The following is a 16,483-nucleotide window of genomic DNA, read 5'->3' as shown; positions in this document are numbered from 1 at the left end:
TTCTTCTCCTTTCAATCCGTCAATCCGCCATATCTGCGATTCCTTTTCTGATAAGCCTGAATCGCTTCCATAAAATCTTCTTCATCAAAATCCGGCCAAAGAGTTTCTGTAAACCAGAACTCCGTATAAGCCAATTGCCAAAGCATAAAATTGCTTAAGCGCACTTCTCCGCTTGTTCGGATCAATAAATCCGGTTCCGGCAGATGGGAAGTCATCAAATATTGATTCACGGTTTCTTCCGTAATTTCCTCAATCGTTAATTTTCCTTCCTGCACTTCCTTCATCATGGATTTCATCGCCTTGACAATCTCTGCGCGGCTGCCATAGTTCAATGCGAAGTTTAAAATCAGCCCCGTATTATTTTTTGTTTTTTCCATTGCTTTATTTATTGCTCTTTTTGTATGCTCCGGTAAACCTTCCTTTTCGCCGATCATTTGAACGCAAATATTTCGCTCCATAATTTCCGGCAAAAATTCATCGAGGAATTTTTCTGGCAAGCTCATCAAATATTCCACTTCGGTTTTCGGGCGCTTCCAGTTTTCTGTAGAAAAAGCGTATAGGGTCAGCACTTTCACCCCAAGTTCATCCGCGACCCGAGCAATTCTTCTTACGGTTTTCATCCCTTCTTGATGCCCAGCGATCCTTGGCATAGCCCGCCTTTTTGCCCAACGTCCATTGCCGTCCATAATGATTGCAATATGGGAAGGGATTTCTTCAATATTGCTATCCAGTTCGGACGCTCTTTTTTCAAATTTTGCTTTTTTAAAAAATTTCTTAAATATCATGTATTCCCCCACCTGACAACGTTTTGGACGTATTCTTATTAATAATATCAAAATCCAATATATGTGTCTTATATTTCCTTTATAATTATTTGTATTTTTTATAATCTTTTACTATCTTATGTACAAGTTTCCCATTATACGTTTTTCTGGATAAAAAAACCAATACTTGCAAATTTAAATGAAAAAGACGTCCTGAAAGGAAGGACGTCACAATCGCTTGAAAGTTCTCTTTTGGCGGCAACCATTAAATTGCAAGGATTTCCTCTTCTTTTTCTTTTGCTAAATTGTCGATTTTGGCAATAAAATCATCCGTTAACTTCTGGATATCATTTACATGGCCACGCAATTCGTCTTCCGTAATTTCACCATTTTTCTCCATTTTTTTCAATTCATCATTTGCGTCACGGCGAACGTTACGAATGGCAACACGCGCTTCTTCCGCTTCTTTCTTAACAAGTTTCACCAACTCTTTGCGGCGCTCTTCAGTCAAAGGAGGGATTGCCAAGCGGATGACGTTTCCATCATTGGCTGGAGTTAAACCGAGATCGGATTTTAAAATCGCTTTTTCAATTTCCCCTAATACCGATTTATCATATGGACTTATCACAAGAAGACGAGGTTCCGGAGCAGTAATACCCGCAAGCTGGTTAACAGGTGTCGGTACCCCATAATAGTCCACGTTGATGCGGTCAAGCAATGAAGCATTTGCTCTTCCTGCGCGAATCGATGCAAGCTCCCTAGTAAAAGCCGCGATCGATTTATTCATTTTCTCCTTCGCTTGTTCATACACACTGTTCATTATGCATTCCTCCTAACAACAGTCCCGATTTTGTCACCTAATACGGCACGTTTAATGTTCCCTTTTTCCATAATAGAGAATACTATTAATGGAATATCATTGTCCATACATAATGTGGAAGCTGTGGAATCCATTACTTGCAACCCTTGCTGGATGACATCCAAATAAGTGAGGGTATCGTATTTCACAGCATCCCGATGAATTTTTGGATCCGCCGAATAAACGCCGTCAACATTATTTTTTGCCATTAGAATCGCATCCGCATCAATTTCAGCCGCTCTCAATGCAGCAGTTGTATCTGTGGAGAAAAATGGGTTTCCGGTACCGGCAGCGAAAATTACAACACGCCCTTTTTCGAGGTGACGCACCGCTTTTCGACGTATGTAAGGTTCCGCTACTTGGGTCATCACGATGGAAGATTGTACACGAGTTTCCACATTCAACTTTTCAAGGGCATCCTGCAAAGCCAGGGAATTCATAACCGTTGCAAGCATTCCCATGTAATCGGCAGAAGCGCGATCCATTCCCATTTCACTTCCCATTTTACCACGCCAAATGTTTCCTCCGCCAACGACAACTGCCACTTCTACTCCAAGATCAACAACTTCTTTAATATCTTCTGCCACCGATTTAAGAATTTTAGGAGAAATTCCAAATCCTGCTTCTCCTGCTAACGCCTCACCACTAATTTTAATCACAACTCGCTTATATTGCGGCACACTCATAGTAAACCTCCATTATCCATTCTTTTCCTTTTCTGAAAAATAGGGAACACTTAGAGTGCTCCCCATAGAGTTTGTGTATTTATGCTCAATTATTTACCTTTTACTTGGCTCATAACTTCTTCCGCAAAGTTGTCGGCGCGTTTTTCAATGCCCTCTCCAACTTCATAGCGCACGAATGAAGTTACATTGCCGCCTGTAGATTTCACGAAATCGCGTACTTTTTGATCTGGATCTTTTACAAATGCTTGTTCTAATAAGCAAACTTGTTCAAAGAATTTTCCAAGTCGACCTTCAACCATTTTTGCCACAATGTTTTCAGGTTTGCCTTCGTTTAACGCCTGTTCAGTCAATACTTTGCGTTCGTGTTCAACTTCTTCCGCAGGTACTTCATCACGCGTGATATATTTTGGATTGATTGCTGCAATGTGCATCGCAATGTCTTTTGCAGCTTGGCTGTCTGTTGAACCTTCAAGCACAACTAATACCCCGATGCGGCCGCCCATGTGAAGATATGCACCGAATGCATCAGCGTCTGTTTTTGTTTTGATTTCGAAACGGCGGAGGGTGATTTTTTCACCGATTGTTGCCACAGCAGACGCGATTTGGTCTTTGATTGTTTCTCCTTTTTCATTTTTTACTTCCAATGCCGCTTCCACGGATTCAGGTTTAGCTTTAATTAGTTGTGCAGCCAAGCTTTTTACCAATTCTTGGAATTGGTCGTTTTTCGCAACGAAGTCTGTTTCAGCGTTTACTTCCAAAATCACTGCATCGTTGCCTTCTGTTAAAATATAAGTTGTACCTTCCGCCGCGATGCGGTCAGCTTTTTTGCTTGCAGATGCCAAACCTTTTTCGCGTAGGTAATCGATTGCAGCATCGATGTCGCCGTTTGTTGCTACAAGGGCTTTTTTACAATCCATCATACCTGCGCCCGTTTTTTCACGAAGTTCTTTTACTAACTGTGCAGAAATAGCCATTGAAAGTTCCTCCTTGGATCATTTAGTTTACTATAAGTTTTTACCTTTTTTTATCATAAGAAACCATGGTTTCTCAAAAAAAGGTGATAAGTGAAACACCCACTTATCACCCATGTAGCAGTGAATTACTCAGCAACTACTTCTTCAGCTTGAGCTTCAGATTCACCTTGTTTACCCTCAATTAAAGCGTCTGCGATTTTTGCTGTCAATAATTTTACAGCGCGGATCGCATCATCGTTTGCAGGAATTACGTAGTCGATTTCGTCTGGGTCGCAGTTTGTATCTACAATTCCCACAATCGGAATATTTAATTTACGAGCTTCAGCTACAGCGATGCGTTCTTTGCGCGGGTCTACCACGAACATAACGTCAGGCAATTCGTTCATGTCACGAATACCGCCAAGGAATTTCACTAAACGTTCATGTTCTTTTTTCAATTTCATAACTTCTTTTTTAGGAAGAACGTCGAAAATACCTTCTTCTTCCATTTTTTCGATTTCTTTCATACGTGCAACACGTTTTTTGATTGTTTTGAAGTTTGTTAATGTTCCACCTAGCCAGCGTTGGTTGATGTAGAAGTTGCCAGAACGCTCAGCTTCCTCTTTGATAGCATCTTGTGCTTGTTTTTTCGTACCGACAAAAAGAACTTTTCCGCCGTTCGCTCCAACTTGACGCATGAACTCGTAAGCTTCTTCTAATTTTTTCACAGTTTTTTGCAAATCGATGATATAAATGCCGTTACGTTCAACAAAAATGTATTTTTTCATTTTTGGATTCCAACGGCGTGTTTGGTGTCCGAAATGTACACCGGCCTCTAGCAATTGTTTCATTGAGATTACTGACATGAATTTTCCTCCTATTAATATTGGTTTTATTCCTCCGCATTTATCATTTGGGATAAGCAACTTAAAAGAGGCCTTTTAAGCACCACTTATCCATCAAAATGCGTGTGTAATCGTTACACCACTTGGTAATATAACACAAACCCCTTTGCCGCGCAAGAAGTTTTATGCTTTGCCCTTTAAAAGTTCATTTTTGGAACTTCAATAATAGTTCAATTTCCTTTTTCCCTTTCTGGGTGATTTTTGCAATCTCTTCGATTGATTTTCCTTCTTGATGAAGGGACAATACTTTTTCTTTCAATGACGTTTCCGCCTGTAATGGATCATTCTCTTTTATTTTATGCGCTTTTTCTTTTCCTGCCATTTCGTTGGATGTCTTTAGCTGCTTTATATATGCTATTTTCGCAACGGATTTTGGCACTACTTTCAAGCTTGTTTTTTCTGCCCCATTTTCATGCAAATCGTTTTGCTTGTCATCTGAACCGGGTTGATTGATTTGCTCTGTTGCATCATTTGGAAACTCTTTTGATTGCAATGATTTTAAATTTTTTAATTCATTAATAAACCGATCGTTTTCTTCTTTCATTTCCAACAAATAGGCGCTTATGGCATCTTCCATTTCTTTCATTATTTTATTTTGCCGAATTTCCAAATCCTTAAACTTCGCGATTTTTGAATTTAATATAAAAATAAGAAGAAAGCCGATCAATTGTAAAATGATGAGAAGAATGATGAGTACTGTAGCCATATAAACTCCTATCCACTGTAATCAATAAAATTTCCTTTATAGGGATGTTTCAATTCCTGAGCTTCTTTTCGCTTTCTTTTTTTCTGATAGTGATGGTTGCTATTTCCCCCTTTATTTCCCTTACGATCCTTTTCTTCGGATACTATAGAGATTTTTTCGGTGTCGTTTACGGTGAGTTGCTTTTTTTCGGTTTCTTTTTTTAACGCTTCGTTTGCGTAATATTGCTGCTGAACAACATGCTGCTGATGTTGTTCAGCCAATTTTCCCGCATCCACCGTTTTGGGAATCGCAATTTGTAATTCCACACCTTTTAAACTCATTCGTCCCACCTATAATTATGTATTAGTTCTCTTTGTCAATATGTATTATTCCTCTTTTGATAAAAGCTTTCTTAATTTCAACAGCGCTTTGGAATGAATCTGCGAAATCCGGGAAGTGGATAAATTCAACACTTCCCCGATTTCGGTCAACGTCATCTCTTCCGAATAAAACAAGCTTAAAACGAGCTGTTCCCTTTCACTCAATTTTTTAATATTATCTGCAAGTTCTTCAATCAATTCTTTATGTATTGCTTCCTGTTCAGGTGTCCGGGCATTTTCATCCCGAATCATGTATGTATTCCGGTCATTGTCATCCTGGTCATTCAGTGTTTCATTAAGGGACAATATGTTTGAAAAGAAATGTTCTTGCACCGTTTGATAAACTTCTTCCACCGGTATGTTCATATGTTCTGCAAGTTCTTCCGGCGTCACGTGGCGCATTAATTTTTGCTCCAATCGTTCAATGACTGATTCCATTTTTTTCGCTTTATCCCGGGCTGAGCGCGACAGCCAATCCTCTTTTCTGAGGCCGTCTATGATAGCGCCGCGCACCCTGAAAGATGCGTATGTATCAAATTGCAAATCCCTGTTAATATCAAACTTATTCAGCGCATCAAAAAGCCCCATCATTCCCAAACTTGTTAAATCATCCCGGGAAACATTTTTCGGCAGCCCCGATCCGATTCGCTGGACATGATAAGATACAAGAGGCTGATATTTTTTGATCAATAAATTGCCAGCATGCGGATCCCGGTTTTTTATCCAGCTGTTCCATAATTCTTGCTCATCTAACTTCCTTACCATGGCATCCACCTTTCTTCAATAAACGCCTTTATTACTAAAAATTATATCAAACACAGGTACAAAAAACACCGGATTCAATAGGACCAAATCATTTGATTATCACGCAGTAATTTTTGTTTTTTCTGTGGAAAATAGCCTAACAGAAAGTTTTTTTCATCCAAAAATAGTACTTAAGCATCATCCTTTTCTTCCATCATTGCCCGGACAACATTGGCAATTTCTTCAGCATTTTGGTCTTGCAATCCTTTGGAAGAAGAATGGTGATTGTTCATTTCTTCCGGATTTTCAATTCCGGATTGCATTTCCTCCGAAAGGTTTTCATTTCCGTCTGTTTCATCTTTCTCAATCGCATCATTTAAATGTTCATCATCTGGCGTAAATAAGATGAAGCCGATGAGAGAACGCACAGGAAACATCAGTATGAAAACGGCAATCGCAACGAAAAAGGATGTTAGCATAATTTTTAATGGGGATATCGATTCCTGATACACAATGGCAAACGTGACCGTAAAAGCGAATAAACTTCCCCAGCAATTCCAAAATACAGAACCGTACATTAAATTTCATTCACTCCTTGATTCACTGTGCGAATCATCAATTTTCCTGTTGCAGGATTAAATTCAATGGTCCTTCCGCTGCTGCCTCCCGTATCTTCTGCAATAATCGGGATTCCCAGTTCCTTGAGCACCCTTTTTACAGCTTCCACATTCCTTTGCCCGATCCGCATGATTTCCTTTGACGAAGAAAACTGGAACATTTGGGCGCCGCCGGCAATTTTTGCCTTTAACCGGCATTTTTGGGCCCCTTCCTTCAAGAGCATTTCCTCCAGCCCTTTAATGCCTGTGTCTGCAAATTTGGCAATATTGGGAGTTTCAGAACGGCTGAGCGAAGAATCCGGAAGCATAATATGGACAAGTCCGGCAACTTTCTTCGTTTCATCATATAAAACGACCCCTACACATGAACCCAGGCCAGAGGTACGGATCGTATCCGGCGGTTTGGCCACACCCATTTGGGCAATTCCTACTTTCACTACCTTCCCCATATTATCTGACCCCTAACGCTTTAAAAATGACGTTAAAGGATTCCGGGGAAGGCAATAACAAAAAGCGCCCTGTCATTCCCGAATCCTCTTTTCCTTCTTCAGAGATGGATGTGTGAATGACAATCACGTAATCACTGACCCTGGAAATTTCAATCAGTCCCAAACTTATAATTGCCCCAAACATATCGATGGCCAATCCTGGAACAGTGGAACAAACCTTTAATTGCAAAAAATCTGACAAAGCGGATAAATAAGCGCCGGATAAAATATTTCCGATTTCCTGCATGGCAGACAATCCAAGTTCGGAAACATCAGTGCGCAAATCAAACCGTTTATTTTTCAAAAGCCTCCGGATAAACCGATTTGCCTGTTCAATCGGCAAAACGTAAAACATGTTACCTTCCAGATCGCCTTCCAACCTTAGATAGATTCCAACAACCACCTCATCCGGGACGCCCAATAAATTCATTGTTTCATTAAATGTAATCATCTCCGCTTTCGGGACATGCATTTCTATCCTTTTATCCAAGAGAAGAGATAGGGATGTTGCCGCATGGGCTGCTCCGATATTCCCGATTTCCTTCAGAATATCCAGATGCATTGGATCGATTTTAGGATGAATCATGAGAAATCCCTGCTTTTCAATAGTTTAATCCGGCAAGTTTAATACTTTATCGAGATGGAGCAAAATCAATAAACGATTTCCGATTTTTGAAACCCCTGAGATAAAAGGTTCTTCGATTGCTCCAACCACTTCCGGCTGAGGTTCAATGGAATCGGCCGATATATCGAGCACATCATTGGCCGAATCGACAATAAACCCTGCTTCCATTCCATCCAGCTGAACGATAATGATTCGGACAGACTCGGTTTTTTCGGCAGGCGGGAGTCCAAAACGTTCCCTTAAATCGATGATCGGCGTGACCACCCCCCGCAGGTTGATGACACCTTTCACAAATCTTTCAGTACCTGGCACACGGGTTATATGAATCATTTTTTCGATTCCTTGCACGTGGCTGACCGGAATCGCGTATTCTTTGTCCGCTAATTGAAAAACGATGACTTTGATGATGTCCTGCTCCGATACTACCATTAGAGCACCCCTTTTCTGTCATGATTACATTAACGCATTAATATCAATAATTAAGGCAACTTGTCCATTTCCTAAAATGGTTGCTCCTGAAATGGCAAAAATATTTTTTAAATAGTTGCCAAGGGATTTCAGTACAATTTCTTGCTGGCCGATGAAAGAATCCACTACCAGTCCGGCGAGCTTTTCCCCCTTCCGGACAATCACAACGGAATGGCAGCCGTCTTCATGCTTTTCATTGCGCGGCACTTCGAAAATTTCCTCCAGGAAAATGAGCGGAACCACTTTTCCGCGGAAATCAATGACTTTCTGATTGTGTGCATTTAGAATATCTGATTTTTGAATAATGGAAGTTTCGATGATGGATGAAATCGGAATCGCGTATATTTCATCCTCGATTTTCACCAGCATGGCAGAAATAATCGATAATGTTAACGGAAGTTGAATTGAAAATATTGTGCCGACATCTTCCTGCGATTCAATGGAGATGGCTCCGCCAAGTGCTTGGATCGTCGATTTTACGACATCCAAGCCGACCCCGCGTCCTGAAATGTCCGTAATTTTTTCTGCTGTTGAAAATCCCGGTTCAAAAATAAGTTCATTGATTTGCTTATCGGTCAGCGTCTGTGCGGATTCTTTCGTCACAATTCCCCGTTCAATCGCCTTCTTTAACACTTTTTCTTTATTAATGCCGGCACCGTCGTCTTCGATTTCAATAAAGACATAATTGCCGCTGTGATAAGCCCTTAACGTCACCGTACCTTCTTCCGGTTTCCCCTTCGCTTTTCGGACTTCGGGACTTTCGATGCCATGATCGACGGAATTGCGGATTAAGTGTACCAGCGGGTCGCCAATTTCATCTATTACTGTGCGATCAAGTTCCGTTTCTGCACCTGTAATTTCCAGTTTAATTTTTTTATTCAATTCCCTCGAAAGGGAACGGACCATTTTCGGGAACCGATTAAAAACCGTTTCGATCGGAACCATGCGCATTGTCAACACAATATTTTGCAAATCCCCCATCGTGCGGCTCATCCGCTCAACCGTTTCCGTCAACTCAGGATGTTTCGCCTCAGCCGCGATGGACTGCAAACGTCCACGGTCAATCACCAATTCCTCGAATAAATTCATTAAAATATCAAGGCGCTCGATGCTTACGCGTATCGTTTTGGAGTGGGAATTATGTATGGCGGTCTTCGCTTCTTTTTTTGCGGCTTCCGTTTTTTTATCCTGTTTTGAATCCATATGTATTTCATTTTGCAACTGTTCTTTCGACGCGATGGCCCCTTTGCCCGTTTTCTTGATCATGTCATCCGTAAGCGGTACCACCACAACATGATCAATTTCTGACACTTTGCTGATTTTCTCTTGTATTTCCTCTTGGGAAACTTTCGTGATGAATGCCACTTGGAAAGTTTGGTCAAATTGTTCTTCTTCAAGATTTTCAACGGTCGGGAATGATTTCAATACTTCCCCGTTTTTCTCCAGCACTTCAAACACCATAAAAACCCGGGCGGCTTTCAAGAGGCAATCGGGCCGAAGGGAAACAGTGATTTCATAAACGTTGAATCCTTGTTCTTTCGACTGCTGTATTACCGTAATATCATATTCATCATAAACGAGCTGACTTTCGGAGGAGACTTCCTCCATTGCCACATCTGCTGCGGTTTCCTTAGTTGCAGGATTGTTTTGGGGAAGTTGTTCGCCCGCTTCAATCGCCATTAATTTCGAAACAATTCCGGATACATCCCGCTTACCGCCGCCCCCTCCCGCTATATCCATAATCATTGCTTCCAAATGGTCGACGGATTCAAATACGACATCCAAGATATTCGAATTCACGGCAATTTTTTCATTCCGGATGGCATCCAATACATTTTCCATTTTATGGGTCAAATCCGCCAAATCTTCAAACCCCATCGTGGCAGCCATCCCTTTTAACGTATGGGCCGAACGGAAAATCTCATTGACGATGGATAAATCATCCGGGTTTTTTTCAAGTTCTAAAAGATAATCGCTGCATGTTTGCAAATGCTCTTTACTTTCTTCGATAAACATATCCAAATATTGCTGATTCATTTCCATAGGAACACACTCCCTTTTACCGCAAATATCTCATGATGGTCATTGCAATCTCATTGACATTCACTACTTCATCGATCAGTTGCGTCCCGATGGCTGATTTGGGCATTCCATAAACGATGCATGTCTCAGGGGATTCTGCGATTGCAATGACATTTCCGGATTTTTTTAAAGCGATTAATCCTTTTGAACCGTCGGAACCCATCCCTGTCATAATTACTGCAATTTTATCCAATTCATTAAACTGGCTGACGCTTTCAAACAACGCATCGACACTTGGCCGGTGTCCTGCCCTTGGCGGTTCCTGATCATCCAAAAAGAGTTCGTAATGGGAGCCGATTTTTCTCAATTTTAGGTGAAAACCGCCCGGAGCTATATAGGCCGTCCCTTTCTCCACGATTTCACCCTGCTCCGCTTCTTTTACACGGATCCTGCTTATTTGGTCCAATCTTTCCGCCAACGATTTCGTAAATCCGGGGGGCATGTGCTGGACGATTAAAATCGGGGCGGGAAAAGATTCCGGCAGACGGGTGATGACTTCTTGCAAAGCCCTTGGGCCGCCGGTTGAAGTTCCTATTAATACAATTTTGTCGGCAGTTCTTCTCCAATCGTTCTTTTCCATTTTCCCTATGAAGTTTCGATTGTAATACAGAACGCTTTTTTCATGAAAAGCCGGTTCGTCCGATTGGGATTCTGATAAAGCTTTTCTATGTTTTTTTAATTTTTCTATTGGAATTTTTGCAGCAAGTTCTACTTTATGTATCAATTCTTCCTTTACCTTATGTAAATCAAGGGAAATTGTGCCTCCGGGTTTGGTCACAAAATCAACCGCTCCATATTCCATTGCGAGCAATGTTTGACGGGCCCCTTTTTCCGTGAAACTTGACAGCATCACGACCGGGACAGGGGAAATTTCCATAATGTATTTTAATGTTTCAATGCCGTTCAATTCCGGCATTTCCACATCCATTGTTACGACATCCGGCTTCAATTCCCGGATTTTTTTGATCGCATCTTTGCCGTTTCTCGCTGTACCGATCACCTCAATCGCCGGGTGATCTTTAAAGAAATCACTGATGACTTTCCTCATAAAGGCGGAATCTTCCACAATTAATAACTTGTATTTATTCGAAGGCACCAATCAATCACGACCTTTCAAGAAAATCCTTCTTAATCGTGTCAAGAATGAATTGGAAGGCACACGAATCTCATCTTCTAACCGATTGTTAATAAAACGGTCCACTATTTCCTCCAACGCTTTGGAAACGGGAGCATTCGGATATCCGATGGAAAAGGGAACCTGCTCAATTACTGCTTTGCGCACCGTTTCGTCTTCGGGCAGCCATCCCAGGATTACCGCCTCTTTTGATAAAAATTTGATCATAGTTTTTTTCAACCGCTCCAGCGTTTCCTTTCCCTCTTCTTTTGTATAAACACGGTTGCATAAAAGATAAAAAGTTTTGTTCGGCTCCTTCAAAAGGATAAATTTCATCATCGAATATGCATCGGTAATCGACGTCGGTTCGCAAGTTGTGATGACAATAATTTCATCAATGGATGTCAGAACGTCCAATGACCAATTTGTCGCACCTGCCCCCATGTCGAATAAAATGAAATCATATTTTTTCTGCAATTGCCCAAATCCATAGACAAATGCCTCAAACATTTCTTCCGACCATTCCACAACCGAAGTGAATCCGGATCCTCCGGAAATATAGTGAATGTTATAGGGGCCTTGATAAAGAATTTCTTCAAGGGAAACTGTCCCCTCCAAATAATCCCTCAAGTGATGTCGCCCTTGTTTTCCAATTAAAATATGGACATTGGCCATTCCTAAATCCATATCCAGAATGACGACTTTTTTTCCCAGCTTAGCCAAATTGATTGCAAAGTTGGTCGTAAAATTGCTTTTTCCGACTCCCCCTTTTCCGTTGACGACAGCGATGGCCCTTCCTAAAGCCCCTTGACGTTCCAACATTTTCAACCGCAATTTTTCTGCCTGATCTCTCATTTCCATTCACCTTGGAATAACAATTCAAGTAATTTTTCAACGGAGGCTTCCTCGATGTCTTCCGGAACTTCCTGCCCGGTTGTATAGTAGGCGAGCCCTTTATTATATTTCATCATCAGGTTATACATCGGGCCAATCGAGTTGGTCTCATCCATTTTCGTAAAAATAAATTTTTCGATCGGAAATTCATGAAACTGTTCAATAATGGATTCAATATCTTTTTCTTTCGCGGTCAATGATAAAACAAGATAAGATTCAACCTTATCATCAAAGGAAATGAGCCGCTTCAATTCATTGACAAATTTTGTTTCCTTGTAATTGCGTCCGGCCGTATCAATGAACACCAAATCATAATGGGCAAGTTTTTTGATTGCCTCCAGATAATCCTGAAAGTTATAGACAATTTCGACCGGCGCCTGTAATAGATTCGCATAAGTCTTTAATTGGTCGATTGCGGCAATCCGGTACGTGTCCGTCGTAATAAATCCGATTTTTTTCTTCGCTTCGAGCACACTGCGGGCAGCCATCTTGGCAATGGTCGTTGTTTTTCCTACCCCTGTAGGTCCAAGCACACAGACGTATTTTTTCTTGAAGGATAATCCTCCGATCAGAAGGGATTGCAACTTTACCTTCAATATTTTTTTCGCTATATCGGACATTTCTTGTTTTTGGATTTTGCTTGAGGTTTGTGCATATGCAGCCAGTTCGTTGCAAATGTCTGCAATCAGCTCGTCATTTAAATCCTGACGTTTTAAATAATCGACAAAAGGCTTCATTTCTTCCGGCAAGGAAGATTGAACAGATTCCTGTTTCATCGATTGCAACAGCTCTTTTAGTCCTGCTATCTCTTCCTTCAGATCAGATACGTGATCATTTTTTTCCGTTTCTGTTCTTACAGGAATTATCGTCCGGTAATTGATTGGTTCAGAAAAGGCCGTTCCCTGATGCCCCATTTCATCAATGCCGGCAAGAACCTCAAAATTTTTCTGGCGCACCAGCCCGAAAAACCTTTTTTTTACAACCGCTTTCGAATGAATGATGACGGCATCTTCGCCCAGTTCTGCCCGCACTTGTTTCATCGCCTCATTAATGGAAGGAGCAATATACTTTTTCATTTTCATTCGACGGTCACCACCCCGACACTTTGAATTTCAACATTGGCATCCAGTTCGTTATAGGACAATATCGGAATTTGGGGAAAATATCGTTCCGTCAATTGCCGCAGATACATCCGGATCCCCGGAGAACATAAAATGATCGGCGTTTGTTCCATATATGATACTTTTTCCACTTCTCTTGCGATAGATTCAAGGACATTTTGCGATTCTTGCGGATCCATCGCCAAGTAATTGCCATGTTCGGTTTGTTGGACACTGTCCGCAATGATTTTTTCCAATTTTGCAGGGACGGTGATCACTTTCAATGGAGAACCCTCTTGTACATATTGTCTTGTAATTTGCCGCGCAAGGGCCTGTCTTACGTATTCGGTCAACAGATCTGTGTCGCTTGTCAATTTTGCATAGTCTGCCAATGTTTCAAAGATGACCGGCAAGTTGCGGATCGACACATTTTCTTTTAATAATTTGGCCAACACTTTTTGAATTTCCCCGATGGATAATGGAGCAGGCGTTAATTCATCAACCAGAATAGAATGCGTTTCCCGCAAATGATCGATTAATTGTTTTGTTTCTTGACGGCCCAAGAGTTCATGGGCATTCGCGCGGATCACTTCCGTCAAATGGGTGGAAACGACGCTTGGAGGATCCACAACGGTGTATCCCAGCATTTCCGCTTCTTCTTTCTTTTCTTCCGTAATCCATTTTGCCGGAAGACCAAAAGACGGCTCGATTGTATCGATGCCTTCAATTGAGTCATCATCACCTGGGCTCATGGCCAAATAGTGATCTAACAACAATTCTCCTCTTGCCATCTCGTTGCCTTTGATTTTGATCCGATATTCATTCGGACGCAGTTGAATATTGTCACGTATTCGGACAACCGGAATCACAAGCCCTAATTCCAATGCGAGCTGACGGCGTATCATGACAACCCGGTCAAGCAGATCGCCGCCTTGCTGTGCATCCACAAGAGGTATCAACCCGTAACCAAATTCAAATTCAATCGGATCGACATTCAATAAATTCACGACATTTTCCGGACTCTTCATTGTATCGGTTGCCAGTTCTTCTTCCATTTCCAAGAGTTCTTCCGGATCCTCTTCTTTCCTGCGGCTCATCAAATATGCACCGGCGGCCAATAAACCTGCGACCGGAATCGTAATCCAATCCGGAATCGGCGTCAATAATCCCAATAAGAAAATTGTCCCTGCAGCCACATAAAGCAGCCTTGCCTGTGAAAACAATTGTCCAATAACATCTTCCCCGAAATTTCCGTCGCTGGCTGCCCGGGTTACGACAAGGCCTGTTGCCGTTGAAACGAGCAATGCCGGAATTTGGGCAACGAGGCCGTCACCGACAGTCAATTTGGAGAAATGGTTTGCCGCATCGGAGAAGGAGTACCCCAATTGAAGCATCCCGATAATCAAACCGAAAATCAAGTTGATAAACACCAGGATGATGGATGCAATGGCATCGCCCTTTACAAACTTTGTCGCTCCGTCCATCGCACCATAAAAATCCGCTTCCTTCGAAACTTTATCACGGCGCTCCCGCGCTTCTTTTTCCGAAATCAATCCGGCATTTAAATCCGCATCAATGCTCATTTGCTTTCCGGGCATCGCATCCAATGTAAACCGCGCTGCCACTTCCGCTACCCGTTCGGAACCTTTCGTAATCACGATAAAGTTCACAATCACCAGCAGCAAGAAGATAACCAAACCGACCAAAATGTTGCCTCCTGTTACGAATTCCCCGAAAGTATCAATGACATCGCCGGCATCCCCTTGGGATAAAATCGCACGGGTTGTCGAAATGCTGATGGCAAGTCGGAACAGAGTCAAAATCAAAATGATGGAGGGGAAAATCGCAAATTCCAGGGCCTCTTTCATGTTCATCGCAGTGAGCAATACGATTAATGAAAGGGTGATATTGATAATAATTAAGAAACTGAGCAACCATGTTGGCAGAGGGATTACGAGCATCGCTACGATTACGATAATAAATGCCAATACTCCTAAGTCGCGAAATTTCATTTTTTTCCCTCCTGAAAATTAAATCTTGCGTTTGATTCGATAAACATAAGCCAAAATTTCTGCCACTGCTTTGAAAAATTCTTCCGGAACTTCTTCCCCGATTTCCACTTGATCATAAAGCGCCCTTGCCAGAGGCCTGTTTTCAACGGTCACAATATCGTTTTCTTTGGCAATCATTTTGATTTTTTGCGCAACAAAATCCACACCTTTTGCTACGACTTTAGGAGCATCCATCGACTCATCATCATATCGTAAGGCAACCGCATAGTGCGTCGGGTTTGTGATCACCACATCCGCTTTTGGAACTTCCTGCATCATCCGGCGCATCGCCATTTCCCGTTGCCGTTGTTTAATTTTGGATTTGATGAGAGGGTCCCCTTCCATATTTTTGTACTCATCTTTAATGTCCTGCTTGGACATCCTCAATTGTTTTTCATATTCAAATTTTTCGTATATGTAATCCAATATTGCGACAATCAGCAAGGCGATGGCACTAGCGATGCCCATTATCGCCGCCAATTTCGCGACGGTCGTCAGCACATCCCGAGGATCGTGAAAGGCCAGGGATAAAACATCATCCAAATTCATCCAAATAATGCTCCCGGTTACCGTGCCGATTAACGCCACTTTCAGCAACGATTTGACAAGGTTTACAACGGCCCTCAACGAAAGGATTTTTTTAATTCCTTTAATGGGATCAATTTTTTTCAGATCGAATTTCATCGTTTCCGTCGTAAACAAAAAACCAAACTGCAGAAAGTTGGAGGCAAGAGCCACAATCATTGCCGCTGCCATGATCGGCAACAGGATGACCGCCAATTCGGATAAAGCATCTTTGTATATGTTCATGACCGCATCTTTGTTCAAATTTTCAAATAGCATGTACTGTTCTATTGATTCAGTAAAAAAAGCAGCGAGACCTTTAAACATAATGGGTGCCATCAAGACAAGAAAAAGAAACAGCACCAAAAATATAATCGCGGCTGACAGATCCTGGCTTTTGACAACCTGCCCTTTTTTCCGGGCATCTTTTCGCTTCTTCGGCGTCGCTTTTTCTGTTTTTTCACCGGCAAAATATTGAATATCCAAAGGGAGAAGCAGCTTCAA

18 protein-coding genes are annotated in these 16,483 nt (G+C 41.8%); all 18 read right to left on the bottom strand.

From position 1 onward, the window contains the following. Nucleotides 1-11 precede the first annotated feature (11 nt). A complete protein-coding gene (locus tag NST62_RS04050) occupies nt 12-785 on the bottom strand; it encodes an isoprenyl transferase (protein ID WP_141601592.1) in 774 nt (257 codons plus the stop codon). Nucleotides 786-1,029: 244 nt separating this feature from the next. Further along, entirely contained in the window at nt 1,030-1,584 is a 555-nt protein-coding gene (gene frr, locus NST62_RS04045) for a ribosome recycling factor (RefSeq protein ID WP_141601591.1), read from the bottom strand. Further along, nucleotides 1,584-2,309, bottom strand: coding sequence for a UMP kinase (gene pyrH / locus NST62_RS04040; RefSeq protein WP_141601590.1), 726 nt, complete (start codon nt 2,307-2,309; stop codon nt 1,584-1,586). The genes frr and pyrH overlap by 1 nt, the downstream gene beginning before the upstream one ends. Nucleotides 2,310-2,398: 89 nt before the next feature. Beyond that, nucleotides 2,399-3,283, bottom strand: a complete 885-nt coding sequence (tsf, locus tag NST62_RS04035) for a translation elongation factor Ts (RefSeq protein WP_141601589.1) — start codon at nt 3,281-3,283, stop codon at nt 2,399-2,401. Nucleotides 3,284-3,408: 125 nt separating this feature from the next. Beyond that, nucleotides 3,409-4,128 (bottom strand): 30S ribosomal protein S2, encoded by a 720-nt coding sequence (rpsB, locus tag NST62_RS04030; protein ID WP_141601588.1) that lies wholly within the window; start codon nt 4,126-4,128, stop codon nt 3,409-3,411. Nucleotides 4,129-4,312: 184 nt separating this feature from the next. Further along, complete coding sequence (locus NST62_RS04025; RefSeq protein WP_342463162.1) at nt 4,313-4,873, bottom strand: hypothetical protein; 561 nt, start codon at nt 4,871-4,873, stop codon at nt 4,313-4,315. An 8-nt stretch (nt 4,874-4,881) separates the two neighbouring features. Next, nucleotides 4,882-5,193, bottom strand: coding sequence for an RNA polymerase subunit sigma (locus NST62_RS04020; protein WP_342463161.1), 312 nt, complete (start codon nt 5,191-5,193; stop codon nt 4,882-4,884). Between the two features lie 45 nt (nt 5,194-5,238). Beyond that, nucleotides 5,239-5,997: a FliA/WhiG family RNA polymerase sigma factor gene (locus tag NST62_RS04015; RefSeq protein WP_141601585.1), complete on the bottom strand. Its 759-nt coding sequence runs from the start codon at nt 5,995-5,997 to the stop codon at nt 5,239-5,241. Between the two features lie 170 nt (nt 5,998-6,167). After that, nucleotides 6,168-6,554 carry a hypothetical protein gene (locus tag NST62_RS04010; protein ID WP_141601584.1) on the bottom strand — a complete coding sequence of 129 codons (387 nt, stop codon included), beginning with the start codon at nt 6,552-6,554 and terminating at the stop codon, nt 6,168-6,170. Then, nucleotides 6,554-7,042, bottom strand: a complete 489-nt coding sequence (locus NST62_RS04005; RefSeq protein ID WP_141601583.1) for a chemotaxis protein CheD — start codon at nt 7,040-7,042, stop codon at nt 6,554-6,556. The genes NST62_RS04010 and NST62_RS04005 overlap by 1 nt, the downstream gene beginning before the upstream one ends. Before the next feature lies 1 nt (nt 7,043). Then, nucleotides 7,044-7,667 carry a chemotaxis protein CheC gene (locus tag NST62_RS04000; protein ID WP_141601582.1) on the bottom strand — a complete coding sequence of 208 codons (624 nt, stop codon included), beginning with the start codon at nt 7,665-7,667 and terminating at the stop codon, nt 7,044-7,046. A 24-nt stretch (nt 7,668-7,691) separates the two neighbouring features. Beyond that, entirely contained in the window at nt 7,692-8,135 is a 444-nt protein-coding gene (locus tag NST62_RS03995; RefSeq protein WP_141601581.1) for a chemotaxis protein CheW, read from the bottom strand. A 24-nt stretch (nt 8,136-8,159) separates the two neighbouring features. Continuing rightward, nucleotides 8,160-10,217: a chemotaxis protein CheA gene (locus tag NST62_RS03990; RefSeq protein WP_141601580.1), complete on the bottom strand. Its 2,058-nt coding sequence runs from the start codon at nt 10,215-10,217 to the stop codon at nt 8,160-8,162. Nucleotides 10,218-10,233: 16 nt separating this feature from the next. Then, nucleotides 10,234-11,355, bottom strand: a complete 1,122-nt coding sequence (locus NST62_RS03985; protein WP_141601579.1) for a chemotaxis response regulator protein-glutamate methylesterase — start codon at nt 11,353-11,355, stop codon at nt 10,234-10,236. Beyond that, complete coding sequence (locus NST62_RS03980) at nt 11,356-12,225, bottom strand: MinD/ParA family protein (protein ID WP_141601578.1); 870 nt, start codon at nt 12,223-12,225, stop codon at nt 11,356-11,358. It lies immediately after the preceding gene. Further along, nucleotides 12,222-13,346, bottom strand: coding sequence for a flagellar biosynthesis protein FlhF (gene flhF, locus NST62_RS03975; RefSeq protein WP_342463160.1), 1,125 nt, complete (start codon nt 13,344-13,346; stop codon nt 12,222-12,224). Before flhF ends, NST62_RS03980 begins: the two co-directional genes overlap by 4 nt. After that, nucleotides 13,343-15,376, bottom strand: coding sequence for a flagellar biosynthesis protein FlhA (flhA, locus tag NST62_RS03970; RefSeq protein ID WP_328215058.1), 2,034 nt, complete (start codon nt 15,374-15,376; stop codon nt 13,343-13,345). Before flhA ends, flhF begins: the two co-directional genes overlap by 4 nt. An 18-nt stretch (nt 15,377-15,394) precedes the next feature. Next, nucleotides 15,395-16,483 (bottom strand): flagellar biosynthesis protein FlhB, encoded by a 1,089-nt coding sequence (gene flhB / locus NST62_RS03965; protein WP_328215056.1) that lies wholly within the window; start codon nt 16,481-16,483, stop codon nt 15,395-15,397.

This window comes from Ureibacillus sp. FSL K6-8385, from assembly GCF_038593155.1.
GTDB classification, from domain to species: domain Bacteria; phylum Bacillota; class Bacilli; order Bacillales_A; family Planococcaceae; genus Ureibacillus; species Ureibacillus terrenus.
Note: the sequence above shows the minus strand (reverse complement) of the source record. Positions and strands in the feature narration are given on the sequence as shown.

Excerpts from the sequence above, each read along its gene's own strand:
- NST62_RS04050 (WP_141601592.1), bottom strand. The coding sequence starts at position 785 with ATGATATTTAAGAAATTTTTTAAAAAAGCAAAATTTGAAAAAAGAGCG.
- frr (WP_141601591.1), bottom strand. The coding sequence starts at position 1,584 with ATGAACAGTGTGTATGAACAAGCGAAGGAGAAAATGAATAAATCGATC.
- pyrH (WP_141601590.1), bottom strand. The coding sequence starts at position 2,309 with ATGAGTGTGCCGCAATATAAGCGAGTTGTGATTAAAATTAGTGGTGAG.
- tsf (WP_141601589.1), bottom strand. The coding sequence starts at position 3,283 with ATGGCTATTTCTGCACAGTTAGTAAAAGAACTTCGTGAAAAAACGGGC.
- rpsB (WP_141601588.1), bottom strand. The coding sequence starts at position 4,128 with ATGTCAGTAATCTCAATGAAACAATTGCTAGAGGCCGGTGTACATTTC.
- NST62_RS04025 (WP_342463162.1), bottom strand. The coding sequence starts at position 4,873 with ATGGCTACAGTACTCATCATTCTTCTCATCATTTTACAATTGATCGGC.
- NST62_RS04020 (WP_342463161.1), bottom strand. The coding sequence starts at position 5,193 with ATGAGTTTAAAAGGTGTGGAATTACAAATTGCGATTCCCAAAACGGTG.
- NST62_RS04015 (WP_141601585.1), bottom strand. The coding sequence starts at position 5,997 with ATGGTAAGGAAGTTAGATGAGCAAGAATTATGGAACAGCTGGATAAAA.
- NST62_RS04010 (WP_141601584.1), bottom strand. The coding sequence starts at position 6,554 with ATGTACGGTTCTGTATTTTGGAATTGCTGGGGAAGTTTATTCGCTTTT.
- NST62_RS04005 (WP_141601583.1), bottom strand. The coding sequence starts at position 7,042 with ATGGGGAAGGTAGTGAAAGTAGGAATTGCCCAAATGGGTGTGGCCAAA.
- NST62_RS04000 (WP_141601582.1), bottom strand. The coding sequence starts at position 7,667 with ATGATTCATCCTAAAATCGATCCAATGCATCTGGATATTCTGAAGGAA.
- NST62_RS03995 (WP_141601581.1), bottom strand. The coding sequence starts at position 8,135 with ATGGTAGTATCGGAGCAGGACATCATCAAAGTCATCGTTTTTCAATTA.
- NST62_RS03990 (WP_141601580.1), bottom strand. The coding sequence starts at position 10,217 with ATGGAAATGAATCAGCAATATTTGGATATGTTTATCGAAGAAAGTAAA.
- NST62_RS03980 (WP_141601578.1), bottom strand. The coding sequence starts at position 12,225 with ATGAGAGATCAGGCAGAAAAATTGCGGTTGAAAATGTTGGAACGTCAA.
- flhF (WP_342463160.1), bottom strand. The coding sequence starts at position 13,346 with ATGAAAATGAAAAAGTATATTGCTCCTTCCATTAATGAGGCGATGAAA.
- flhA (WP_328215058.1), bottom strand. The coding sequence starts at position 15,376 with ATGAAATTTCGCGACTTAGGAGTATTGGCATTTATTATCGTAATCGTA.